The sequence below is a fragment of the Bradyrhizobium sp. 159 genome (assembly GCF_023073795.1).
Lineage (GTDB): Bacteria > Pseudomonadota > Alphaproteobacteria > Rhizobiales > Xanthobacteraceae > Bradyrhizobium.
In genome coordinates this window covers 86,977-110,533 of sequence record NZ_JADPKE010000061.1, presented here as the reverse complement: position 1 = coordinate 110,533, position 23,557 = coordinate 86,977, and the positions used below count along the sequence as shown (strand labels likewise).

The following is a 23,557-nucleotide window of genomic DNA, read 5'->3' as shown; positions in this document are numbered from 1 at the left end:
ATGGCCGCGGGCATGACATCGGCGGCTGCGGAGGTTTCCTCGCCGGTCGGCATCGTCGCCGGCGGCGGCGCCATGCCGTTCGCGGTCGCCGAATCGCTTGCGGCGCGCGGCATCACGCCGGTGCTGTTTCCGCTGCGCGGGGCCTGCGATCCGGCGCGGGTCGAGAAATTCCGCCACCGCTGGATCTCGGTCGGCCAGCTCGGCCGCGCGATGCGGCTGTTTCGCGAAGAAGGCTGCAGCGACCTGATCTTCATCGGCACATTGGTCCGCCCTTCGCTGTCCGAGATCCGGTTCGACGTCAAGACGCTGCGCCTGCTCGGCAACGTCATTCGCGCCTTCCGCGGCGGCGACGATCATCTGCTGTCCGGCGTCGGCCGCATGCTCGAGCAGGACGGCTTTCGCATGGTCGGCATCAAGGACGTCGCGCCCGATCTCCTGATGCCCGAGGGCTGCATCAGCCGCGCTTGGCCGAGTGACACCAGCAAGACCGACATCGAGCGCGGGCGGGCGGTGCTGAGCGCGCTCGGTCCGTTCGACATCGGGCAGGCCGCGGTGGTGATCGACGGTCATGTCGTGGCGATCGAGGACATCGAGGGCACTGACGCGCTGCTCGCGCGTGTCGCGCGGCTGCGTGAGGAGGGTCGCATCCGCGCGGCCAGGGGCCGCGGCGTGCTGGTGAAGGCGCCGAAGAGCGGCCAGGACCTGCGCTTCGACCTGCCGACGATCGGCCCGCGCACCATCGAGGGTGTTGCCAAGGCCGGCCTTGCCGGCATCGCTGTCGTCGCAGGCAACACCATCGCCGCCGAGCCGCAGGCGATGATTGCGCTCGCCGACGCAAAATACCTCTTTGTCATCGGCCTGCCGGCGTGATGCAGGGCCGCGATCGCAAGCGCAAGATCTTCCTGATCGCCACGGAGGAATCCGGCGACCGGCTTGGCAGCGCCTTGATGAAGGTGCTGCGCCAGCGGCTCGGCGACGGCGTTGAGTTCGTCGGCGTCGGCGGCCGCACCATGGCGCGCGAGGGGCTCGAGACGCTGTTTCCGATCGAAGAGCTGTCGATCGTCGGCTTTGCCGCCGTCGTTCAGCAATTGCCGAAAATCCTGCGGCTGATCCGCAAGACGGCGGACGCCGTGCTAGAGGCCGCGCCCGACGCGCTCGTCATCATCGACAGCCCCGATTTCACCCATCGCGTCGCCCGCCGCGTGCGTGCCCGCAATCACGCGATCCCGGTCGTCGATTACGTCTCGCCGCAGCTCTGGGCGTGGCGGCCGGGACGGGCGCGGACCATGCTCGGCTATGTCGACCATGTGCTCGGTCTTTTGCCGTTCGAGCCGGAGGAATACCGCAAGCTCGGCGGGCCGCCATGCAGCTATGTCGGCCATCCCCTGGTCGAGCAATTGGCGTCGCTGCGGCCGAACGCGGAGGAGCAGGCGCGCCGCGACGGCGAGCCGCCGGTGCTCCTGGTGCTGCCCGGCAGCCGCCGCAGCGAGATCCGGCATCACCTCGACGTGTTCGGTGCAGCACTCGGCCGCTTGCAGGCGGACGGGCGCGCGTTCGAGCTGATGCTGCCGACCATGCCGCACCTCGAAGCCACCATCCGCGAGGGCATCGCGAATTGGCCGGTCAAGCCGCAAATCGTGATCGGCGAGAACGACAAGCGCGCCGCTTTCCGCATTGCCCACGCGGCGCTGGCGAAGTCCGGCACGGTGACGCTCGAGCTCGCGCTGTCGGGCATTCCGATGGTGACGGCCTATCGCGTCGGCGCGATCGAGGCCTTCATCCTGCGCCGCGCGATCCGGGTCTCCTCGGTGATCCTCGCCAATCTGGTGATCGGCAAGGATGTGATCCGCGAGTTCCTGCAAGAGGACTGCACGCCGGAGAAGCTGGCAACGGCCCTCGCTACCCTGCTGACGGATTCGCCGCTGCGACGGGAGCAGGTCGAAGCGTTCGCCCGGCTCGATCAGGTCATGTCGACCGGCAACAAGTCGCCGAGCGTGCTCGCCGCCGACATCGTGCTCGCGACGATGCGCAAAGGCACTCGGGCGAGCTAGCCGAGGCCGCCGTCGACCTGGAAACATTGACGCGTGATACGCTGGCTTTCGTCCGAGGCGAGGAACAGCGCCATGTTGGCGATGTCGTCGGGTGTCACCGCATCGGGAACCGCCTGACGCGCGCGCACCTCGGCGATGGCCTGCTCGTCCGGATACCACAGCCGGCGCTGGCGCTCGGTGATCACCATGCCCGGCGCGATCGCGTTGACGCGAATGCGGTCGGGCCCGACCAGCCGGGCCAGCGAGTTGGTGAAGCCGACGATCGCTGCTTTCGCCGCGGCATAGGCCGGCAGCGCCGGTGCGCCACGCATCCAGGCGATGGACGACATGTTGATGATCGAGCCGCCGCCGCGCGCCTGCATCTGCGGCACCACCGCCTGTGCTGCGAAGAAGACGTGCTTGAGGTTGACACCGATCATCCAGTCGAACTCGGCCGGCGTTACCTCGGAGAGAACCTGGCGTTGATCGTTGGCGGCGTTGTTGACGAGAACGGCGGCGTCGCCGAGCGAACGGTGGACCTCTGCCATCGCGGTGCGCAAGGCGTCGATGTGCAGGAGATCGCAGGGCACGAACAGCGGCGTGGTCCCGCGCGCTGCCGCCACTTCCCGCACCAGCGTTTCACCGGCATTCGTATCGATGTCAAGGAAGGCGACGTGGGCCCCCTGGGCCGCGAAAGCCCGTACGAAGGCGGCGCCGATGCCGCTGGCGCCGCCGGTAATCAACACCACGCGGCCCGCCAGGCCGGAATAGGTGGTCTTCGTCATGCGATCAGTCGCTCCGTTTCGGGGTCGAAAAGGCAAATACGGCGCGTGTCGAGCGCAAAGGAGGCGGACGCGCCGGGCGCGGGGCGGATATCGGGCGAGACGCGCGCCATCGCGGGCTCGCCCCCGAGCCGCAGCAACACCATGGTCTCGGCTCCAGTCGGCTCGACCATCTCTACCGGCGCGTCGACGAGGACAGGCGCGTCGCCGGAAAATGCGCGGCTGCCTTCGGCAATGCATTCCGGCCTGATGCCAAACACCACCTCGCGACCGACGAAGGATGCCGCGGCGTCATATCCTCGAAGGCGAAGACGAACCTCCTCCGGCCGCCCGGCGCCGATCACGACCACCGGCCCGTCATTCCCGTTCTCGAGCCGTGCCGGCATGGTATTCATTGGCGGCGAACCCATGAAACGCGCGACGAACAGATTGGCCGGGTAGCGGTACACGGTATCGGGGTCGGCGAATTGCTGCACGCTACCCTGATGCATCACGGCGATCCGCGTCGCCATGGTCATCGCTTCGATCTGGTCGTGGGTGACATAGACGATGGTGGCGCCGATCCGCTGGTGCAGCCGCTTGATCTCCATCCGCATTTCGACGCGCAGCTTGGCGTCGAGATTGGACAGCGGCTCGTCGAACAGGAAGAGCAGGGGATTGCGCACCAGCGCCCGCCCCATCGCCACACGCTGGCGCTGGCCGCCGGACAATTGCGACGGCTTGCGGCCGAGCAGCGGCTCGATCTGGAGCAGCTTCGCCACGTTCGCGACCGCCTTCTCCTGCTCGGTCTTCGGCACATGGCGGCATTCCATGCCGAAGGTGATGTTCTGGCGCACGGTCATCGACGGATAGAGCGCGTAGGACTGGAACACCATGGCGATGTCGCGGTCCTTGGGCGGGATGTCGTTGACGATGCGCCCGCCAATCTCGATCGTCCCCGCGCTCGGTCGGTCGAGCCCGGCGACGATGTTGAGCAGCGTGGACTTGCCGCAGCCGGATGGCCCGACGAGGACCGTGAACTCGCCGCTCTCGATGTCGAGATCGACGCCCTTCAGTACCTCGAGGTTGGCGTACCGCTTGGACAGGGCGCGAATGCTCAGTGCTGCCATGACAAATCCATCATTTCGCTGCGCCGGCGGTAAGGCCGCGCACGAAGTACCTGCCGCCGAGGAGATAGATCAACAAAGTGGGCAGGGCTGCGATGATCACCGCCGCGCTCTGCACGCCGTGCTGCGGGATATCTGCGACTGCAGCAGACAGCGCGATGAGAGCGGCCGTGACCGGCTGCTGTTGGCCGCTTGTGAACGTCACGCCATAGAGAAACTCGTTCCAGATGTGCGTGAACTGCCAGATCACGGTGACGATCAGGATGGGAGCCGAGAGCGGCAGAATGATGCGCCAGAAAATGCGAAAGAACCCGGCCCCGTCGATGCGCGCGGCCCTGATCAATTCATGGGGCACGGCGGCATAGTAGTTTCGGCAGAACAACGTGGTGAAGGACAGCCCCTGGATCGTGTGAATCAGCACGAGGCCCGTCAGCGTGTTGATGAGACCGATGTCCCGCAGCACGATTGTCCAGGGCAGCAATCGCATCTGCTGGGGAAGGAAGAGGCCGAGGGTCACGATGCCGTAGATCCAGGTATCTCCGCGAAAACGCCAGAGCGACACGGCGTAGCCGGCGATCGCACCGAGCATGGTCGAGAAAATCGTCGCGGGAATCGTGATGAATGCCGAGTTCAGCATGTACGGTCTGATGCCGGCGCAGGTCTCGGCCACGCAGAATCCGCTCCAGGCAGTGGCGTAATTGCTCCAAGCCCAGTGTTTCGGCCAGCCGATCATCGAGGCCTGCGCGATTTCCTCATTGGTGCGGAGCGAGTTCAGCACGACAACGACCAACGGCGTGAGCCATGCCGCCGCGATCAGCAATACGATGAGATAGATCGATATCCGACTTGGTGCGAAGGTTCTGTCACGCATGAATAGCACGCCGCCGCTGGACATAACGCCACGCTGCATAGGGCAGCAGGACCGCGAGAAGAATGAGCAACATCAGCACCGCCGCCGCCGCCCCCCGGCCGAGCAGGCTGCGCTGGAACATCAGGTCGTAGACGACAAGGGCCGGCAGCTGGGTCGCGATTCCCGGTCCGCCGTTGGTGAGCGCGCGGACGAGGTCGAAGGCCGAAATCGCAAACTGCAGCTGCACCACGATCACGGTGATGGTGATCGGCCACAGCGTCGGCAAAATGACGCGCCGGTAGATTCGGATCGGACCGGCACCGTCGATCTGCGCGGCCTTGATGATGTCGGCGTCGACAGATCTGAGGCCGGCAAGAAAGAGCGCCATGGCAAAGCCGGAGGATTGCCAGATCGCGGCGATGACAATGGTCCAGATGGCCATGTCGCGGTCAATCAGCCAATCGAACTTGAAGGAGGTCCAGCCGAGATCGTGCACCAGTTTCTGGATCCCGATGCCAGGACTGAGCAACCAGCTCCAGACCGTGCCCGTCACCACGAACGACACCGCAAGGGGGTAGAGGAAGATGGATCTCAGCAGGTTCTCGCCGCGAATGCGCTGGTCGAGCAGGATCGCAAGGACAAGCCCGGTCACCACGCTCAGCAGCACGAAAGCGCTGCCGAACAGTAGGAGATTATCGAAGGCGATCTGCCAATTCCGCGATGCCGCGACCGCCGTGTAGTTGCGCAAACCCACCCAGCCCGAGACCGGGACCAGAGTGGATGGCGTGAAAGAAATCCAGATCGTCCACAGCGAGAACGACACGAGGTGCAGAGCGGACAGCAGCAGCGGCACCCAGATCATCAGATATTCAGGCAGCCGGCGCAGCGCGCCCGCAATCGCCGGCCGGACGGGCCGCGTTGCTATGGAGACGGTATCGATCAACGCGCGCCCTCGACGGCCTCGGCGAGGCGGGTGACCGCCTGCTCCGGCTTGATCGTCTTGTTCTTCACATATTCGGTGATCACGTCGATCATCGCAGCGGTCATACCGTTCTCCTGCGCCATATTGTGCGCGAGGCTCAGGACCGCCTGATTGCTGGCGATAGCGTCTTTCAGAGCTGCTGCGGTCCGCCGTTGACCATCCGACCAGCCTTCACCGGAAAGATCGACATCGGTGCGCACGGGTATCGATCCCGTAATCTGCGAATACATCGTCTGGATCGCTGGATCCATGACGAGCTGGGCCATCAGCGTCTGGCCGGCTTGGAGGTCGGGCTCCTTGCGCTGCCAGAATATGAACGCATCGGCATTCAACAGAAAGACCGGCTTGGTATTGTCGCTCGGGCCAGGGGCGATGATGAAGTCGTCGAACTTGAAACCGGCGTTGCGCAACACGCCCTGTGCCCACCCGCCCATGATCATCATGCCCATGTCGCCGTCGACGAAGCGCTTCAGGTTGGTCGAAAAGTGTTGAGCACCGACGTTGGGATCCATCCAGTCGGCGATCTTGCGCACCTGTGCGAAGGCAGCGCCTACCTCGGGCCCCTTCAATGCCTTCTCGTCAAGATTCATGATGGCTGCGCGGTAGGAGGCGGGACTGATGCCGGCGAGAGCGGCCTCGAATTTCTGGCCATCGTCGGGGCGGGTACCACCGTTAGCGATGGGATAAGTGACGCCGCCCGCTTTCATTTTTTCGGCAAGGTCGTTGAAGTCGGTCCATGTGACGGGGATCTTGCCGGCCTTGGCCTTGTCCATCGCGCGCTTGGAGAGAAACAGCATGTTGGTGCTGTAGATCTGCAGCGGCAGTGCAATCCATTTGCCGCCCGGCTTGTGCAGTCGTGCAAGATCAGGAGCGACAACCTTTTCGTAGCCGACGGCCGCAACAAGGTCGTCGAGATTGACGGTTGGAGCAATCTTCGACCAGGCCGCAATCTCCGGGCCCTTGAGCTGCGAACAGGCCGGTGGATCGCCGGCCATGATCTGAGCGCGTAGCTTGTTCATCATCTCGGTGGTGAACCCGGGGACTGGCGAGTGCTGCCAAACCCCGCCTTTCTCCTCGAATTTCTTGCCGAGCGCGGTGATAGCCGCCCCATCGCTGCCTGCGGACCATTGCGAGATCGCGGTCAGGCGCGGCTTGACCGCGCCTTGCGCGCGGGCAAAGGCCGGCAGCGCGAGCGCGGCGGCAGATCCAGCGAGCAGACGACGCCTTGTTGTTGTGATCGGCATGGCAAGTTCCTCCGTTTTAGGTGCTTTGCGCGTTGAGGCCGAACGACTTGGCGCATGTCAGGCGGCCTCCCTCGATGTGGCGGGCATGCCGCCGCGGCTGGCCAGGCAAAAGGCGGCGAAAGCGAGGGCAGCCTGCGGATCGTTGCCGGTCGAGGGTGGCACGAAAGCGATGGACACTTGCGCCAATGTCCGGCCGCCCAGCAGGCAGGCGTCGATCCCCTCGACCACGGCATTGCGATCGTCGTCGGAGAGAAGCGATGGCCAGCCGCTGATGGCGACGCCATCGCATGGCTTCACGTTCAGCGTGTTGCCGATCGCAAGGCCAAGCCGGAACAGCCGCCGCCGCAACTCCTGGCGCACCCGCCCCGAGCGCGGGATCGTGTGCACCCATTGGCTGCCGGGCTGGAGCAATTCGGCATCGGAGATGTCGAGGAGCTCGGCCAAGGCGGCGAGCGAAGTATAGGCCTCGACACAGCCGAGATGGCCGCAGCGGCAGCGCGGTCCGTCCGGTCCAAATACCATGTGGCCCAGTTCGACCGGCTGGAGTGCATCGGCTTCAGTCGGGTCATCCATCCACGCGCCGGCAACGCCATGGCTGACAAAGACGAACAGATGCGTGCCGCTGAATGGATAGTTCTGCGTGCGGCAGCGGTGAAAGGTGGCGTGCGCCACCACGGAATTGGTGAATTCCAGCGGCACGCCGGCAAACATCTCGCCGATCAGGCCGCTGATGCGCCCGACGTCGCAGGGGATGATCGGATTGCCGGATATGGTCAAGCGGCCAAGGCCCGGAATGGAGACGCCGATCTGTGACAGTGTGATGTGGCGGCGGCGCGTCCAGTCGCGCAGCAATGTCATCGCTTCGCGGAACACGCGGCCGACCGTCTCGACCGTCGGCGCTTTCGGCAACGGCAGGCGCTCGGTGTAATGCAGCTCGCCGGAGAGACCGCCGACGCCGACGCTGAGCCATTGGGCGGTCAGCTCAACAGCTGCGAGCGCCACCGAGCCGTCGAGGGACACGAGGCCCGTCGGGCCGCCGACGTAAGGGGCAGGGCGCCGCACTTCCTCGATCAGGCGTTCGGCCTTGAGGTCGAGCAGGATGCGCGACAGGCTCGCCTCGGACAGGCGCACCGCCTTCGCCAGCGGCGGCCGAAACGAGCCGCCCGACTGCAGCAAGTGAGTCAAAATGGCAGCGCGCGTCTGCCGCCGACTTCTCGGCTGCTCCGGCATTTCCATCCCAGTCGTCATTCTTACTTAGTGTAAGAATTTGCGCGCGGAGCGTTTCGGCTGTCAAGCGATTACCGCTCCGATGCGCCGACTTGTTGTTGTGCGAGGCAGCAAGTTTGTACCGGTGGGAAACCTCGCTGCCGATGGTGCGCTCAGTGATGGGCGCGCCATCGTGGATGGCCGAACAAAAACGGCGCCATTGTGAGATGGCGCCGTTTCGAAAGCCGTGATGGTTCGAACTTATTGGCGGTTGGCGATCGGCACGTAGTCGCGCTTGGCGACGCCGGTGTAGAGCTGGCGCGGACGACCGATCTTCTGATGCGGGTCCTCGATCATCTCGCTCCACTGGCTGATCCAGCCGACGGTGCGGGCGACCGCGAACAGCACGGTGAACATCGAGACCGGGAAGCCCATCGCCTTCAGCGTGATGCCCGAATAGAAATCGACGTTCGGATAGAGCTTGCGTTCGATGAAGTACTGGTCGCTGAGCGCGATCTTCTCGAGCTCCATTGCCACCTTCAGCATCGGATCCTCGCCATGGCCGGTCTCCTTGAGCACGGCGTGACACATCTTCTGCATGATCTTGGCGCGCGGATCGTAGTTCTTGTAGACGCGGTGCCCGAAGCCCATCAGGCGGACTTCAGAGTTCTTGTCCTTCACCTTGGCGATGAACTCGGGGATCTTATCGACCGTGCCGATATCGTAGAGCATGTTGAGCGCGGCTTCGTTGGCGCCGCCATGCGCCGGGCCCCAGAGGCAGGCGATGCCCGCCGCGATGCAGGCGAACGGGTTGGCGCCGGAGGAGCCGGCGATGCGCACCGTGGAAGTCGAGGCGTTCTGCTCGTGGTCGGCGTGCAGGATGAAGATCTTCTCCAGCGCGTCGGCGAGAACCGGGCTCACCTTGTAGTCCTCGCAGGGCACCGCGAAGCACATGTTCAGGAAGTTCTCGGCGAAGCCGAGCGAGTTCTTCGGATAGATGAAGGGCTGGCCGACCGTGTACTTGTAGGCCATTGCCGCCAGCGTCGGGATCTTCGCGATCATGCGCATGGAAGCGATCATGCGCTGCTTCGGATCGTTGATGTCGGTGCTATCGTGATAGAACGCGGCGAGCGCGCCGACGGCCGCCACCATGATCGCCATCGGGTGGGCGTCGCGGCGGAAGCCCTGGAAGAAGCGAGCCATCTGCTCGTGCACCATTGTGTGATGCGTCACGCGGTGGTCGAAATCCTTCTTCTGCGCGGCGGTGGGCAGGTCCCCGTAGAGCAGGAGGTAGCAGGTCTCCAGGAAGTCGCCGTGCTCGGCAAGCTGCTCGATCGGGTAGCCGCGGTATTCCAGCACGCCCGCGTCACCGTCGATATAGGTAATCTTAGACTGGCAACTCGCCGTCGAGGTGAAGCCCGGGTCATACGTGAACAGGCCGGACTGGCCGTAGAGCTTACCGATATCGATGACATCAGGCCCGACGCTGCCGCTGAGGATCGGAAGATCGTAATTCTTGTTTCCGACCGTCAGCGTGGCGGTCTTATTGCTTGGTTTTGCGTCCATCGTAGGTCCCCGATGTGTGGTGAAACGGGCCGGAGCCGGAGCCCCAAAGGAGATCGTTGGGGGGCAGGCCGGATGTTCCAGAATGTACGGGGAGATGGGTATATTATTGCTGTGTGCGCTGCAAGATCACCGCACGCATGGTCGACTTACGTCGTAGACTGATCTTTAAGCCGGCCCAGGCTTTCCTGGCGTCCAAGGACCTCCAAAACCTCAAAAATACCAGGCGAGGTGGTCCGCCCCGTCAGTGCGGCCCGCAAGGGCTGGGCGACCGCGCCGAGCTTGAGACTATTTTCCTCGGCAAAACTGCGCAGCGCAGCTTCCGTGCTGGCGCCGCTCCATGTCTCGACTTTCTCCAGCGCGGAATGAAGCTGGCCGATCAGCTTGCGGTTCTCGGCTGTCAGCAGCGCCTGCGCCTTGGCATCGAGCTGCAACGGGCGGTCGGCAAAGATGAAGTAGGCGCCATCGATCAGCTCGATCAGCGTCTTGGCGCGCTCCTTCAGGGCCGGCATGGCCTTCAGGAGCTGCGCCCGCGTGTTGTCGTTTAACTTGGCCTTGATCTCGTCGCGGCTGGGCACGACGTGATCGAGCACATCTTCGAACATCTTCACGAGTGATTGATCGTCGGCATGACGGATGTAATGGCCGTTGAGGTTTTCCAGCTTGGCGAAATCGAAGCGGGCGGCGGCGCGGCCGACGCCGGCGAGGTCGAACGCTGCGATCATCTCCTCGGTCGAGAAGATCTCCTGGTCGCCATGGCTCCAGCCGAGCCGGACGAGGTAGTTACGCAGCGCCGCCGGGAGGTAGCCCATGGCGCGATAAGCATCGACGCCGAGCGCGCCGTGGCGCTTCGACAGCTTCGAGCCGTCCGGGCCGTGGATCAGGGGGATGTGGGACATGCTCGGCAGCGTCCAGCCCATCGCATCGTAGATCTGCTTCTGGCGGGCGGCGTTGATCAGATGGTCGTCGCCGCGAATGACATGGGTGACGCCCATGTCGTGATCATCCACGACCACTGCGAGCATGTAGGTCGGATTGCCATCGCCGCGCAGAAGCACGAGGTCGTCGAGGTTCTCGTTCTGCCAGACCACGCGGCCCTGGACCTGGTCCTCGATCACGGTCTCGCCGGTCTGCGGCGCGCGCAGGCGAATGGTGGGCTTCACATCGGTCGGGGCGGTCGCCGGGTCGCGGTCGCGCCATAGGCCGTCATAGAGGCGGGTACGGCCCTCTGCGCGCGCCTTCTCGCGCATGGCGGCGAGTTCTTCGGCCGTGGCGTAGCAGCGATAGGCTTTGCCGTCGGCGAGCAGCTGCTCGGCGACCTCGCGGTGGCGGGCGGCGCGGGCGAACTGGTAGATGACCTCGCCGTCCCAGCCGAGCTCAAGCCATTTGAGTCCATCGAGTATGGCAGCGATGGCGGCCTCGGTGGAGCGCTCGCGGTCCGTGTCCTCGATCCGCAGCAGCATCTTGCCGCCGTGCTTCTTCGCATAGAGCCAGTTGAACAGCGCCGTGCGGGCGCCTCCGATATGGAGGAAGCCGGTCGGCGAGGGAGCGAAGCGCGTGACGACGGAATCGGTCATTCTTGGCAGGGCCTATGCATGGGAAGCGGTGGTGTATAGCAGGAACGGGACATAACTAAAGCCCGTCGGCGGACCTCGTGGGCCTTGGCGCGGCCACACGAATTTGGCAGAAGAACCGCTGATTTCCCTACAGGATTTTCGTAATGACAGAACCGGTGGCGACTGAGGTTGGGCGCGATTTCATTCGTGACATCATCCAGGCCGATCTCGATCAGGGCAAGTACAAGGAGATCGTGACCCGGTTCCCGCCGGAGCCGAACGGCTATCTGCATATCGGCCACGCCAAGTCGATCGCACTCAATTTCGGCATCGCGCAGGAGTTTCCAGGCCGCTGCCATTTGCGCTTCGACGACACCAATCCGATCAAGGAAGAACAGGAATATATCGACTCCATCCAGGCCGACGTGCGCTGGCTCGGTTTCGACTGGGGCAAGAACCTGTTCTTCGCCTCCGACTATTTCGATCGCCTCTATGAATGGGCGGAGCAGCTGATCCGCGACGGTCTCGCCTATGTCGACGACCAGACCCAGGAGGAGATCCGCCTCACGCGCGGCACGCTGACCGAGCCCGGCAGGAACTCGCCGTTCCGCGAGCGCACGGTGGAGGAGAATCTCGAGCTGTTCCGCCGCATGAAGGCCGGCGAATTCCCGAACGGGGCGCGCGTGCTGCGGGCCAAGATCGACATGGCCGCGGGCAACATCAATCTGCGCGACCCCGTGCTGTATCGCATCCTGCATGCGCATCATCCGCGCACCGGCACCAAATGGAGCATTTATCCGAGCTACGATTATGCCCACGGCCAGTCGGATGCGATCGAGGGCATCACGCACTCGATCTGCACGCTGGAGTTCGAGGACCACCGCCCGCTCTATGACTGGTTCATCGAGAAGCTGCCGGTGCCCTCGAAGCCGCACCAGTACGAGTTCGCGCGGCTGAACCTGACTTACACGCTGCTGTCGAAGCGCGTGCTGACCCAGCTCGTTCGCGACGGCCATGTCGCGGGCTGGGACGATCCGCGCATGCCGACCATCGCGGGGATGCGCCGCCGCGGCGTGCCGCCGGCCGCGCTGCGCGAATTCGTCAGGCGCATCGGCGTCGCCAAGGCCAACAGCGTGGTTGACGTCGGCATGCTCGAGTTCTGCATCCGCGAGGAACTAAACCGCACGGCGCAGCGCCGCATGGCGGTGCTGAAGCCGCTGAAAGTGGTGATCGAGAACTATCCGGAGGGGCAGGTCGAGGAGCTCGAGGCGATCAACCACCCGGATGACCCCAGCGCCGGCACGCGCAAGATCAGCTTCGGCCGCGAGCTCTATATCGAGCGCGACGACTTCATGGAGAACCCGCCGAAGAAATTCTTCCGCCTGTCGCCAGGCAACGAGGTGCGGCTGCGCTATGCCTATTTCGTCAAGTGCACCGGCGTGATCAAGAACGACGCAGGCGAGGTGGTGGAGCTGCGCTGCACCTACGATCCCGCGACCAAGGGCGGCAACGCGCCCGATGGCCGCAAGGTCAAGGCGACGATGCACTGGCTGCCGGCAGCGACGTCGAAGCCTGCTGAAATCCGCATCTACAACCAGCTGTTCTCCAATCCGAGCCCGGACGCCTCGAATTTCGCGGCCGATCTCAACCCGCAGTCGCTGGAGATCTTGTCCGATGCGCGGATCGAGGCATCGGTCGCGGAGAGCAATTCGACCGAGCCGATGCAGTTCGAGCGCCAGGGCTATTTCGTGCGCGACAAGGACTCGACGCCGGGCAAGCCGGTGTTTTCGCGCACCATCGGTCTGCGCGACACGTTTGCAAAGGAAGTCGCGAAAGGTTGAGGCACCCATGAGCAACGAAACCGACGCCATCGTTTCCGCCATCATCGCGAAATGGTGCGCCGGCTTCGCGACGCTCGACGCCGCCGCGCTGTCCTCGCTCTATGCGAGCAACGCATTCTTCTTCGGCTCCAACCCGAAACTCTATCGGGGCAGGGACGGCGTTGCGGACTATTTCAACGGCCTGCCGCGATGGCGCAAGCCGAGTGCGACGTTTTCCGAGGTGCATGCCGCGCAGGCAGGTCCTGACATGATCAACATGGCGGCAACCGTCTCGTTCGACCTCGCCGGCGAGCGTCCTGATCTCGTCGTCAAGGTGAGCTGGGTCATCATCCGCGAGGACGGCGCGTGGAAGATCGTCAACCACCATGCCTCGTCGAAGGAACCGCTGATCTGACGAGCGGGCGGCACACGGCATCGTCATTTTCGCGTGGGAAACGAACGCGCGCCTCTGACGTTGGGGTGAATCCAAACGAGGGTCCATCCATGCAGAACATCGCAGAACATATGGAAATCATCGGCGCCGATGGCGTCCATATCGGCACCGTCGATCGCGTTGAGGGCAACCGCATCAAGCTGACCAAGAAGGACAGCGGCGAGGGCCGCCACAAGGGCCACCATCATTTCATCGATAAGGGTCTCGTTGCCGACGTCGAAGGCAACAAGGTCCGCCTCTCGGCCAAGGCCTCGGTCGCCGTGACCATGGAAGAGGAAAAGTAGGGGACGTCCAAGTTCGTTCCTGATCCGTACCGCTATTCGCACAGCCGCACGTTCCGGTAGCCTCTGCACCTATCGCGTATCGTAAGGTGCAGGGAATGGCGGAGCCTGGCCGGCCAGTGCGCTCCCAGGGAGTTGCCGGAACGTGGCCGGTTGGCCGCGCCGCGCCCGCTGGCGGCTTTGCGCCGGCGGGCTTTGGCGCCTGGCCCGCGATCGTCGAGACGGCGCGCGAATGGGCGCGTGCCGAGGCCGGCGCCGGTCGGCTGTTGCCCTGGGTGCCGGTCGCCTTCGGCGGCGGCATCGCGCTCTATTTCGCTGCCGATCACGAGCCGGTGCTGTGGGTCGTTGCCGCGTCGGCCATCGCGCTCATGCTCGGCGCCGTCCTGCTGCGGCGGAGTCGGCTGTTCGCGCCCGCGATCATGATCGCGGCTGTCGCGGCTGGCTTTGCCATGGCGACCTGGAAGACCGCGCGCATCGCCCATACGGTGCTGGCCAAGCCACTCTATTCGGTATCGCTGTCGGGCTACGTCGAGACCCGCGACATCCGCGAGCGCACGGATCGCTTCGTGCTGCGCGTCACCGCCATGGAGGCGCAGCGCAGCGACGTCAGGCTCGAGCGCGTCCGCCTCTCGGTGCGCAAGGGGATGGCACCGCAGGTCGGCAGTTTCGTGCAGCTGAAGGCGCGCTTGATGCCGCCGATCTCTCCCGTGCGCCCGGGTAGCTACGATTTCTCCCGCGACATGTTCTTTCAAGGCATCGGCGCCTCCGGTTTTGCAATGGGCGCGATTACGGTGGCAGCCCCGCAGGAGACCGGCGGCTTGCGGCTGCGCTACGCAGCCTTCACGCAGGGCTTGCGTGATGCGATCGACGCACGCATCCGTGCGACGCTCGAGGGCGACAACCGTGCGATCGCGACCGCGCTGCTCACCGGACGGCGCGATGCCATCACCACGCCCGTCAACGACGCCATGTTCATCTCGGGGCTTGGCCATGTGCTGTCGATCTCCGGCTATCACATGGCGGTCGTCGCCGGTGTCGTGTTTTTCGCGGTGCGCGCCCTGCTGGCCTTGATCCCGGGGCTGGCGGCGGGATTTGCCATCAAGAAATGGTCAGCGGCCGCCGCGCTGGTGGCGGCTGCGTTCTACCTGCTGCTGTCAGGCGCGGAGGTCGCCACGCAACGCTCGTTCTTCATGACGGCGGTGGTGCTGATCGCGGTCATGGTCGATCGCCGCGCTATCACCTTCCGCACGCTGGCCGTGGCGGCACTGATCGTGCTCGCGGTCGCGCCGGAAGCGCTGGTGCATCCGAGCTTTCAAATGTCCTTCGCCGCAACGCTCGGGCTCGTGGCGCTGGTGCAGATCGGCATGCCGAACCTGTTTGCCTCGCCCGATCATTCCGCGACGGCCCGTATCGCGCTGTGGGGCGGCCGCGAGATCGCGATGCTATTCCTGGCCTCGCTGATCGCAGGACTTGCGACCACGCCCTATGCCGCCTTCCACTTCCATCGCGTCACCCCGTTCGGCGTGCTCGCCAATCTCGGCGCGATGCCGGTGGTCTCGGCACTGGTGATGCCGGCTGGCCTGTTGGGACTGCTCGCGGCTCCCTTTGGGCTTGACAGCGTGTTCTGGTGGCTGATGGGGATCGGCATCGACTGGATGGTCGCGGTGTCGCGCTGGGTGGCGGCACTGCCGGGTGCAGTCGGCCGGATCCCTGCCTTCGGCACCGCGCCGCTGATCGCGGCAAGCCTCGGGATCATCTTGATGGGCCTGTTGCGCACGCCCTTGCGCTGGTCTGGCGCCTTGGTGCTGCTGGCCGCCATCGCGTGGGGCCTGTCGGTGCGGCAGCCCGACATCCTGATTGCCGGGGACGGCGCCAGCGTCGCGGTGCGGGGCAGGGACGGGCAGTTGCATGTGATCCGGGCGAGCAAGGATGGCTTTCTGCTCAAAGAGTGGTTAGCTGCCGACGCCGATCCGCGCGATGCCGGGAGTAGCTCGCTGGCTGACGGCGTGTCGTGCGACGAGTCCGGCTGTGTGACGCCGCTTGCCGACGGTCGGCTGGTCGCGCTTTCACTGCGCATCGATGCGCTGGCTGAGGATTGCAGTCGCGCCGCGCTGGTGGTCACGACGCGCCCCGCGCCGCCCGATTGCGCGGCGATGGTGGTCGACCGGCAGCGTCTCACCAGCCAGGGCGCGCTGGCGTTGACGCAGCGTGGTGACGGCTTTGCGATACAGGCGGTGAGAGCAAGAGGCACAAGCCGTCCCTGGTTGCCGGCCGGCGCCGGCGAGGGTGATTTCGATGGGAGCCTTGTGCCGAGGACGGCCGCGGCCCGCAACCGGGATGCAACGCCGGCGGAGACCGACTTGCAGGTCGACGATTAGGGGCCGGACGATTAAAAACAAATGCGAAGAGTAGGTCCGGGTCCGACCGGACTCCGCAGCACACAAATTATACCATCTCGCCGGCCTCGGCCGGCGATGGCATTTCAATCCTGGCCCGACCCCGCGGGCGGGGACGGCTCAGCCAATCGGCAGGCGCGTGATCGTCGACCGGCTATCGGCAACGATCTGCGGCTTGTGCTCGCGCTCGCTGACCGGCTGCGTCACCGGCAATTGCAGCACGGTTGCGCGCTGGCCTTCGACGAGCTGCGTCACCAGCACGTATTTGCCGTCGGGGAATTCGATCGCGTCATGATGGCGGTCGGGTATGTGCGGATCGATCTTGCCGAACTTGCCGACGCGGGAGTTGATGGTGCGCGTCCAGATCCAGCGATTATCGTAACGGACGTTGTCGGCGAAGGCGAGCTCCGTTCCCGGCAGCAGGCAGACGGCCACGGTCGGATCGGCCGCGGAAGCAAAGCCGCGCGTTGAGGTGCCGCGGAACGTTGTCGACACGATCGTCTCGCCGACTTCGGCGGGGCGAGATGCAACGGCATGCAGGCTGTAGTCACACATCGGGTGCTCCTCATTCGAAGATAGCAACCCGCGCCTCCTTCGGAGGCGCAAGCCTCTATCAGAGTGGAAGCACGTAACGCTCTGCTCGGTTGTGGGCAAATCTGCGGCTGGCGTTGCCGGACACGATCACATTATCTTTCCCGAAGTCATAGGAACAAAGCTCGCTTCAGTGCATTCGGCGGATGCGAGCGCCCGTGGCCTGCGGGCGCCGAGAGGGGGAATGTGGCCAGCTTCGCCGTGGCTGTCGGTTGATGGGAGTTTAGGCGTTGCGGAATAGCTCGCTCCCTACGTGCGCAGATTGCGTGCATGGTGCTGCAATTGAGTTGCGAATGCTTGCGCGGCCGATGCAAGCGATCAGCACGCTGCGAAGGCGCTTAAAGCGATCCTGCGCACGATCTCTTCACAAGCGATGCGTGCTTGGAGCCGCATGCCGAGGATGGAGCGCCGGAGAGAGGGGCCGGATAATCTGCGCAAGACCAAAAGACTATCCAGCTGGAGCGGACCATCGTCCGCTCCAATCGGAATCATTGGTATCGAATGACCGCTGGCCCGTCTCAGTACTTGCGGTACAGCCCGATCAGCTTGCCCTGAATCTTCACCCGGTTCGGCGGCAGGATGCGCACCTCGTAGGCGGCATTGGCGGGCTCGAGCGCGATCGACGCCCCCCGGCGACGAAAGCGCTTGAGCGTCGCTTCCTCGTCGTCGATCAGGGCCACCACGATGTCGCCGGTATCGGCGCTCTCGTTACGCTGGATCAGCGCCATGTCGCCATCGAGAATGCCGGCTTCGACCATCGAATCGCCGCGCACTTCGAGTGCGTAGTGTTCGCCCGAGCCGAGCATGTCGGGCGGCACGCTAATGGTGTGACTGCGGGTCTGCAACGCTTCGATCGGCGTGCCGGCCGCGATGCGACCCATCACGGGCACCGCAACGGGACGCTCGCCTTCGTCCGCGGAAGAACTGGAGCTCGCGCGCACCTTGCCGAGATTGCCCTCGATGACGCTCGGCGTGAAGCCGCGGCGGCTGCCGGCGGCGGCCTGGAGCTCGGGCAGCTTGATCACCTCGATGGCGCGGGCGCGGTTGGGCAGGCGGCGGATGAAGCCGCGCTCCTCGAGCGCGGTGATCAGGCGATGGATGCCCGATTTCGAGCGCAGGTCGAGCGCATCCTTCATCTCGTCGAAGGAGGGCGGCACGCCACTTTCCTTCAGACGTTCGCTGATGAACCGCAGAAGCTCGTATTGTTTGCGCGTTAACATCTCGACCAAAGTCCCCCGGTTGATGTCGTTCGATTCCGAGACGCTAAATTGGAGCGGTGAACCGCTACATGCTCGAAACAAATCATGAACGGACACTATATGTTCGATATGTGTTCCGCAACTGCTTAATTTACCGTGAACGGGACAAAGTTCGCGGAACGCGTGTGGTGGATGCGTTCAGACGGGCAGGCGCAGGACCTCGCAAGGCGAGCCGGCTTCTGCCTTCGGAGCGAACGGTGCGCGGACGAGAAGTGCCTGTGCTGCAGCGAGATTCGCAAGCAGCGAGGAATCCTGGTGATTGACGGGAAGGGCCACCAACGTGCCATCGTCGCGCGTCTCCAGATGTGCGCGCAGATAGTCCGCGCGCATATCGTTTGCATCCACATCGCGGCCGAGCACGGCGCGTTCTTGTCGGTGATGAATCATGGATCGTCCCGACAAGGCGCGAATCAGCGGCACCAGGAACAGGAAGGCGCACACGTAGGATGACACAGGATTGCCCGGCAGGCCGATCACGCGCATCGCGCCGAGCCGCCCATGCATCATCGGCTTGCCCGGGCGCATCGCGATCTTCCAGAACGCCATCGCGATGCCTTCGTCCCTCAACGCCTGCTGGACCAGATCATGGTCGCCGACCGACGCGCCGCCGCTCGTGACCAGGATCTCGGCGCCGCTCTCGCGGGCGCGGCGGATGCCGGCAGTGGTGGCCTCCAGCGTATCGGCGGCAATGCCGAGGTCGATGGTATCGGCCCCCTCGCTGCGGGCGAGCGCGTGCAGGGCATAGCCGTTGGAATAGACGATCTGGCCGTGAGCGGGTGTGGTTCCCGGCATGACCAGCTCGTCGCCGGTGGCGAGGATCGCGACCTTCGGACGGCGGCAGACGGCAAGCTGCGGATGATTCATGGCGGCGGCGAGCGCGAGATCGCGCTCGGTGAGACGGGTTCCCTTGCGCAGGAGCACGTCTCCTTCGGAGAAGTCGACGCCCGCGGGGCGGATGTGGCGGCCGGCAATCGCGGCTTCCTTGATCGTGATGCGCTTGCCGTCCGCAACCGTGTCCTCCTGGATCACGACCGCGTCGGCACCGTTGGGAATGACGCCGCCGGTGAAGATCCGCACGGCTTCGCCGGGGCCCAGCGTTCCCGCGAACGGACGACCCGCCGCCACTTCGCCAATCAAGGTGAGCGTACTATCGAGCTTTGTTGCATCGCTCGCGCGCACCGCGTAGCCGTCCATCGCCGACATTGCTTCCGGCGGCTGTGTGCGCAGCGCCGGGACATCGCGTGCGAGCACGCGATGATAGGCCTCGTTGAGGGAAACCATCGCTTCAGGCAGCGGCTCCGCACCCGCCAGCACCGCGGCAAGCGCGTCAGAAACCGGCATCAGGGCCAAGGGCGGAAACTCCTGCTGAGCATATCGGCAATGGGCGGCGAAAGTTCTAGCCGAGTGCAGGCGCGAGGCAAAGGCGCCGACAGGATGATTTATCCTGCGTGATCTCCGTCATGAAGAATCGTGCTCAGACCGGTCACGGCATGATCCGGAAGGCGAGACAGACCGGTACGAGGATAGCCATGGCGAGGACGAGAAGGATGAGCGCCACGGCCGGCATCGGATCAACTCTGCGTCTGTTCGCCCGAACTGACGCTGGATGTCACGTCCGGAGCTTTGGGGCTTTGATCCTTGTCCGGCAGCGGATCGGCCTGCGACTTTAGGTCGGCGGCCTTGCTGATCAGCTTGGCGGAGAGGCGCGAATCCGAAGTTGTCTTGGCGAATTCGAGCAGCAAGGAGGCTTGCTTTGTGAGGTAGGCTTTGCCCAGCACGAGAATAAGTCCGATGTAGACGTCCCAACGGACTCATAGAGTCCGGAGGGAGGTATTCCGTTCCCGGAACTCTGTACAAAAATGTACAAAGTGAATTGGTTCCATACCCGAGCGGATTTGGGTGCCCGAAACCCGACCCCGATCCTGTTCGGCATCGGTGGTCAAATTCCCAACGCTAGCAAGGCGTTGCCGACATCACCGGGCGAGGTGACATGCACCGCCGTCAGTCCACGCGCTCGCGCCCCCTCGACGTTCTCGGCGAGGTCGTCGAAGAAGACGATTCGGCTGGCTGGCACGCCGATCGCCGCCACGACATGATCGAACGCCTCCGCATCCGGTTTGCGCAGGCCGATGCTGGACGACAGATAGAGCTCGCGGAAATGCCCGAGCACGCCGGCATATTCCTTCGAAAAATAGTCGACATGCGGCCGATTGGTGTTGGAGAAGGCATAGAGCGGCATCTGCTTCGCCGCGCGCGGCAAGAGCTCGGCGATCTCAGGCATCTCGCCGGCGAAGATCGCGTTCCATCCCTCCAGAAACTGCGCGTCGGAAATGCCGATCCCGAGCGATGAACGCAGCGATTGGAAATAATCCTCGTCGCCGATCTTGCCGACCTCGTGCAGCCGGTAGGCCTCGTCACGCACATAGCGCGCGACGATGGCCTCGGGCTGGCAGCCGGCATGCCCCGCCCAGCAGGCGATCGCCTTGGAGAAATCGATATCGAGCACCACGCGGCCGAGATCGAACAGGAGCGCATCGGCGCTGCCGGGGGAGAGTGAGGTCATCGTGTTCTTTCACATTTCAGTATCGGTAGGGCTCGTGGTCGAACAGCGGGAACGCGCTGAACACGCTCGGCGCATTCGTTGCGGTCGCCTGATGCAGGCAGGATTTGTCGATTTCGGCGAACGAGGTGGCACCCAAGAGGCCGAGGCAGCGCAGCACTTCGTCCTCCAGCAATTCCAGCATTCGCATCACGCCGGCTTCGCCGGCCGCCGCCAGCGCCCAGCATTGCAGCCGGCCGATGCCGACGATGTCGGCGCCGGCCGCGATCGCCTTGACGATGTCGGTGCCGCGGCAGAAGCCGCCATCGACCATGATCTTGGCGCGGCCCTTCACCGCCTCGACGATTTCAGGCAGCACATGCATGGCGCCGCGGCCGTGATCGAGCTGACGGCCGCCATGGTTGGAGACGTAGATCCACTCGACACCGTGATCGATCGCGATCTGAGCGTCCTCGGCGGTGGCGATTCCCTTCAGGATCAGTGGGATCCTGAACTTGTCCTTGATCATCTTCACCGTCCGCCATTCCAGACCCTTCTGGAAATCGCCGCCGGTCGCGCGCAGGCGGCTTTCGCGAACGTAGCGCTTGGCGATGTCACGTTCGCGACGGCTGTAATGGGCGGTGTCGACAGTCAGGCAGAACGCGGCATAGCCGTTCTTCTCGCTCCGGCTGACGACATCGGCGACGAAGGCATCGTCGCCGCGGACATAGAGCTGATAGAGCCGCAGCGCGTCGGGCGCGGCCTCGGCGGTCTTCTCGAGCCCCGGCTCGGACACCGAGCTCAACATGTGCGCCGCACCGAAGGTGCCGGCGGCGCGCGCGACGCTTGCCGCGCCATCGGGATCGAAGATCTCCAGGGCACCGACGGGGGCGAGCACCACCGGCAGCCGCATCCTGCGGCCGAGCTGCTCGACGGAGCCGTCGACCTTGCGAACGTCGCGCAGCACGCGCGGGCGGAAGGCGATCTCGTCCAGCGCCATGCGGTTGCGGCGCATCGTGGTCTCGGTCTCGGCAGCGCCGACGATGTAGTCCCAGGCATTCTGGTTGAGATTGGCGCGCGCCTTCCGGATGAACTCGTGTAGATTCTGGAACGGCTCGTTGCTGGCGCCGAGTTCGACGTTCCTGTCCGGCCGGATGCGGGGCGCGTCATTCATTGGTGTCCTCCCGAGAATTTGAAGTCTTGTCGCCATCGCCTAGCGTGTCCGGCCCCCCAAAACCATCCTAAAATCGCATAGCTGCGAGGCGTGGGCGGCCGACCGATGCCGCGTTGCGCGAAGCGGTTTCGGAACGTTGCCAAAAGCTTAAGCCGAGGCGAAGGGATTTCGCCGGTGTACCGCCGCCGGCCTTCCAGGCGGCCTTGAAGAAACCAGAATGGTGTTGTGAGAGGTGACCTGGATCGCCATTTGCATGGCGGCTTCCAAGCCCGAGAGATAAGCCCTCAACAGAACCGCTAAGCAAAAGGCCAGCCTATCCATGCGGAAAACCCTGCTGTTCCCCCTGGGCGCGCTCGCGGGAGTGTGTCTGACCCTTCTGGTAGCCAGTCCCCACGGCAGCGTGTGGGCGGCACGGGCGGCGGCGAGCGCGGACGATGCCTATTCCCAGCTCAATCTGTTCGGCGCAGTGTTCGAGCGGGTCAAGGCGAACTATGTCGAGAAGCCCGACAGTGCCAAGCTGATCGAAGGCGCCATCACGGGCATGGTGACCTCGCTCGATCCGCACTCGCGCTACATGAATGCCAAGGCCTGGACCGAGATGCAGGAGACCACCTCCGGCGAGTTTGGCGGGCTCGGCATCGAGGTCACGATGGAGGATGGGCTCGTCAAGGTCGTCTCGCCGATCGACGACACGCCGGCCTCGAAGGCCGGCATCATGTCCGGCGACCTCATCAGCAAGATCGACGGCGAGGCCGTGCAGGGCATGACGCTCGAGCAGGCCGTCAACAAGATGAAGGGGCCGGTCGCCACCAAGACCAAGCTCACCATCGTGCGCAAGGGTGCCGACGCGCCGCTCGATGTCGCGATCACCCGCGAGATCATCCATGTGCGCCCGGTGCGCTTCCACGTCGAGAATGGCGACATCGGCTATATCCGCATCACCTCGTTCAACGAGCAGACCACCGACGGCCTGAAGAAGGCGATCGCGTCGGTCTCCAAGGAGGTCCCCCCGGAGAAGCTCGCAGGCTATGTGGTGGACCTGCGCAACAATCCCGGCGGCCTGCTCGACCAGGCCGTCTCGGTGTCGAGCGCATTCCTCCAGCGTGGCGAGGTCGTCTCGACCCGCGGGCGCAATCCGGAAGAAACCCAGCGCTTCACCGCGCATGGCGGCGATCTCACCAAGGGCAAGCCGCTGGTGGTTCTGGTCAATGGCGGCTCGGCGTCGGCTTCCGAGATCGTGGCCGGCGCGCTGCACGATCACAAGCGCGCGACGATCATTGGCACGCGCTCGTTCGGTAAGGGCTCGGTGCAAACGATCATTCCGCTCGGCGCCGGCAATGGTGCGCTGGCGCTGACCACGGCGCGCTACTACACGCCGTCGGGCCGCTCGATCCAGGCCCAGGGCGTCGCGCCCGACATCGAGATCCTCCAGGACGTGCCGCCCGAGCTGAAGGGCCGGATGGATACGATGGCGGAGTCCCAGATGCGCGGGCACTTGTCGGCCGCCGATGGCACCGAGCAGACCGGTTCCCAATCCTACGTCCCGCCGGAGGAGAAGGACGACAAGGCGCTGCATGCGGCCTATGACTTCCTTCACGGCGTCACCGCGAATGCCGTCGCCGCCAAGCGCGCGACGAAGGCTGCGGTGCCGAACTAGACTTGACGGCCTTCAGAGATGGATCGCCTGGGAGCGGATGACCGCTTCTGGGCGATTTCGTTTGCGG

21 protein-coding genes are annotated in these 23,557 nt (G+C 64.5%); 7 read left to right on the top strand and 14 right to left on the bottom strand.

Annotation, left to right across the window (positions count from 1 at the left end; genetic code table 11):
- The first annotated feature begins 12 nt into the window (after positions 1-12).
- Both lpxI and lpxB read left to right on the top strand, forming a co-directional pair.
- Complete coding sequence (gene lpxI / locus IVA96_RS17360) at positions 13-870, top strand: UDP-2,3-diacylglucosamine diphosphatase LpxI (protein ID WP_247418443.1); 858 nt, start codon at positions 13-15, stop codon at positions 868-870.
- The gene (gene lpxB, locus IVA96_RS17355; protein ID WP_247275944.1) at positions 867-2,051 is read left to right on the top strand and encodes a lipid-A-disaccharide synthase; all 1,185 of its coding nucleotides are present in this window, start codon (positions 867-869) and stop codon (positions 2,049-2,051) included. Before lpxI ends, lpxB begins: the two co-directional genes overlap by 4 nt.
- Here lpxB and IVA96_RS17350 read toward each other — a convergent pair.
- The 8 genes from IVA96_RS17350 to gltX all read right to left on the bottom strand — a co-directional run bounded on the left by IVA96_RS17350 (position 2,048) and on the right by gltX (position 11,340).
- Entirely contained in the window at positions 2,048-2,815 is a 768-nt protein-coding gene (locus IVA96_RS17350) for an SDR family oxidoreductase (RefSeq protein WP_247275945.1), read from the bottom strand. The two genes, lpxB and IVA96_RS17350, sit on opposite strands and share 4 nt — an antisense overlap.
- Positions 2,812-3,921: a sn-glycerol-3-phosphate ABC transporter ATP-binding protein UgpC gene (gene ugpC, locus IVA96_RS17345; protein WP_247275946.1), complete on the bottom strand. Its 1,110-nt coding sequence runs from the start codon at positions 3,919-3,921 to the stop codon at positions 2,812-2,814. Before ugpC ends, IVA96_RS17350 begins: the two co-directional genes overlap by 4 nt.
- 10 nt (positions 3,922-3,931) lie before the next feature.
- Positions 3,932-4,789: a carbohydrate ABC transporter permease gene (locus IVA96_RS17340; RefSeq protein WP_247418396.1), complete on the bottom strand. Its 858-nt coding sequence runs from the start codon at positions 4,787-4,789 to the stop codon at positions 3,932-3,934.
- A complete protein-coding gene (locus tag IVA96_RS17335; RefSeq protein ID WP_247275948.1) occupies positions 4,782-5,711 on the bottom strand; it encodes a sugar ABC transporter permease in 930 nt (309 codons plus the stop codon). Before IVA96_RS17335 ends, IVA96_RS17340 begins: the two co-directional genes overlap by 8 nt.
- A complete protein-coding gene (locus IVA96_RS17330; RefSeq protein WP_247275949.1) occupies positions 5,708-6,994 on the bottom strand; it encodes an ABC transporter substrate-binding protein in 1,287 nt (428 codons plus the stop codon). Before IVA96_RS17330 ends, IVA96_RS17335 begins: the two co-directional genes overlap by 4 nt.
- Before the next feature lie 57 nt (positions 6,995-7,051).
- Complete coding sequence (locus IVA96_RS17325; protein WP_247275950.1) at positions 7,052-8,230, bottom strand: ROK family transcriptional regulator; 1,179 nt, start codon at positions 8,228-8,230, stop codon at positions 7,052-7,054.
- 231 nt (positions 8,231-8,461) lie between these two features.
- Positions 8,462-9,766, bottom strand: coding sequence for a citrate synthase (gene gltA / locus IVA96_RS17320; RefSeq protein WP_247275951.1), 1,305 nt, complete (start codon positions 9,764-9,766; stop codon positions 8,462-8,464).
- Positions 9,767-9,912: 146 nt separating this feature from the next.
- Positions 9,913-11,340, bottom strand: a complete 1,428-nt coding sequence (gene gltX, locus IVA96_RS17315) for a glutamate--tRNA ligase (RefSeq protein WP_247275952.1) — start codon at positions 11,338-11,340, stop codon at positions 9,913-9,915.
- A 143-nt stretch (positions 11,341-11,483) separates the two neighbouring features.
- Here gltX and IVA96_RS17310 point away from each other — a divergent pair, with 143 nt between their 5' ends.
- The 4 genes from IVA96_RS17310 (at position 11,484) to IVA96_RS17295 (ending at position 16,252) form a co-directional block, all read left to right on the top strand.
- The gene (locus tag IVA96_RS17310) at positions 11,484-13,160 is read left to right on the top strand and encodes a glutamine--tRNA ligase/YqeY domain fusion protein (protein ID WP_247275953.1); all 1,677 of its coding nucleotides are present in this window, start codon (positions 11,484-11,486) and stop codon (positions 13,158-13,160) included.
- Between the two features lie 7 nt (positions 13,161-13,167).
- Positions 13,168-13,554 carry an SgcJ/EcaC family oxidoreductase gene (locus tag IVA96_RS17305; protein WP_247275954.1) on the top strand — a complete coding sequence of 129 codons (387 nt, stop codon included), beginning with the start codon at positions 13,168-13,170 and terminating at the stop codon, positions 13,552-13,554.
- An 89-nt stretch (positions 13,555-13,643) separates the two neighbouring features.
- A complete protein-coding gene (locus IVA96_RS17300; protein ID WP_247275955.1) occupies positions 13,644-13,877 on the top strand; it encodes a DUF2171 domain-containing protein in 234 nt (77 codons plus the stop codon).
- Between the two features lie 95 nt (positions 13,878-13,972).
- Positions 13,973-16,252 carry a ComEC/Rec2 family competence protein gene (locus tag IVA96_RS17295; RefSeq protein WP_247275956.1) on the top strand — a complete coding sequence of 760 codons (2,280 nt, stop codon included), beginning with the start codon at positions 13,973-13,975 and terminating at the stop codon, positions 16,250-16,252.
- A gap of 138 nt (positions 16,253-16,390) precedes the next feature.
- Here IVA96_RS17295 and IVA96_RS17290 read toward each other — a convergent pair whose 3' ends face one another.
- The 6 genes from IVA96_RS17290 to IVA96_RS17265 form a co-directional block, all read right to left on the bottom strand.
- Positions 16,391-16,825 (bottom strand): hypothetical protein, encoded by a 435-nt coding sequence (locus IVA96_RS17290; protein WP_247275957.1) that lies wholly within the window; start codon positions 16,823-16,825, stop codon positions 16,391-16,393.
- A 554-nt stretch (positions 16,826-17,379) separates the two neighbouring features.
- The gene (gene lexA, locus IVA96_RS17285; RefSeq protein ID WP_247275958.1) at positions 17,380-18,081 is read right to left on the bottom strand and encodes a transcriptional repressor LexA; all 702 of its coding nucleotides are present in this window, start codon (positions 18,079-18,081) and stop codon (positions 17,380-17,382) included.
- 177 nt (positions 18,082-18,258) lie between these two features.
- Positions 18,259-19,470, bottom strand: a complete 1,212-nt coding sequence (glp, locus tag IVA96_RS17280; protein WP_247418393.1) for a gephyrin-like molybdotransferase Glp — start codon at positions 19,468-19,470, stop codon at positions 18,259-18,261.
- A 221-nt stretch (positions 19,471-19,691) separates the two neighbouring features.
- Positions 19,692-19,898 (bottom strand): hypothetical protein, encoded by a 207-nt coding sequence (locus IVA96_RS17275; RefSeq protein WP_247275960.1) that lies wholly within the window; start codon positions 19,896-19,898, stop codon positions 19,692-19,694.
- A gap of 161 nt (positions 19,899-20,059) precedes the next feature.
- Entirely contained in the window at positions 20,060-20,683 is a 624-nt protein-coding gene (locus tag IVA96_RS17270; RefSeq protein WP_247275961.1) for an HAD-IA family hydrolase, read from the bottom strand.
- Positions 20,684-20,699: 16 nt separating this feature from the next.
- Positions 20,700-21,833, bottom strand: a complete 1,134-nt coding sequence (locus tag IVA96_RS17265) for an alpha-hydroxy acid oxidase (RefSeq protein WP_247275962.1) — start codon at positions 21,831-21,833, stop codon at positions 20,700-20,702.
- 319 nt (positions 21,834-22,152) lie between these two features.
- Between IVA96_RS17265 and IVA96_RS17260 the strand changes: the two genes are divergently transcribed.
- Complete coding sequence (locus tag IVA96_RS17260) at positions 22,153-23,490, top strand: S41 family peptidase (RefSeq protein WP_247418387.1); 1,338 nt, start codon at positions 22,153-22,155, stop codon at positions 23,488-23,490.
- Positions 23,491-23,557 lie beyond the last annotated feature (67 nt).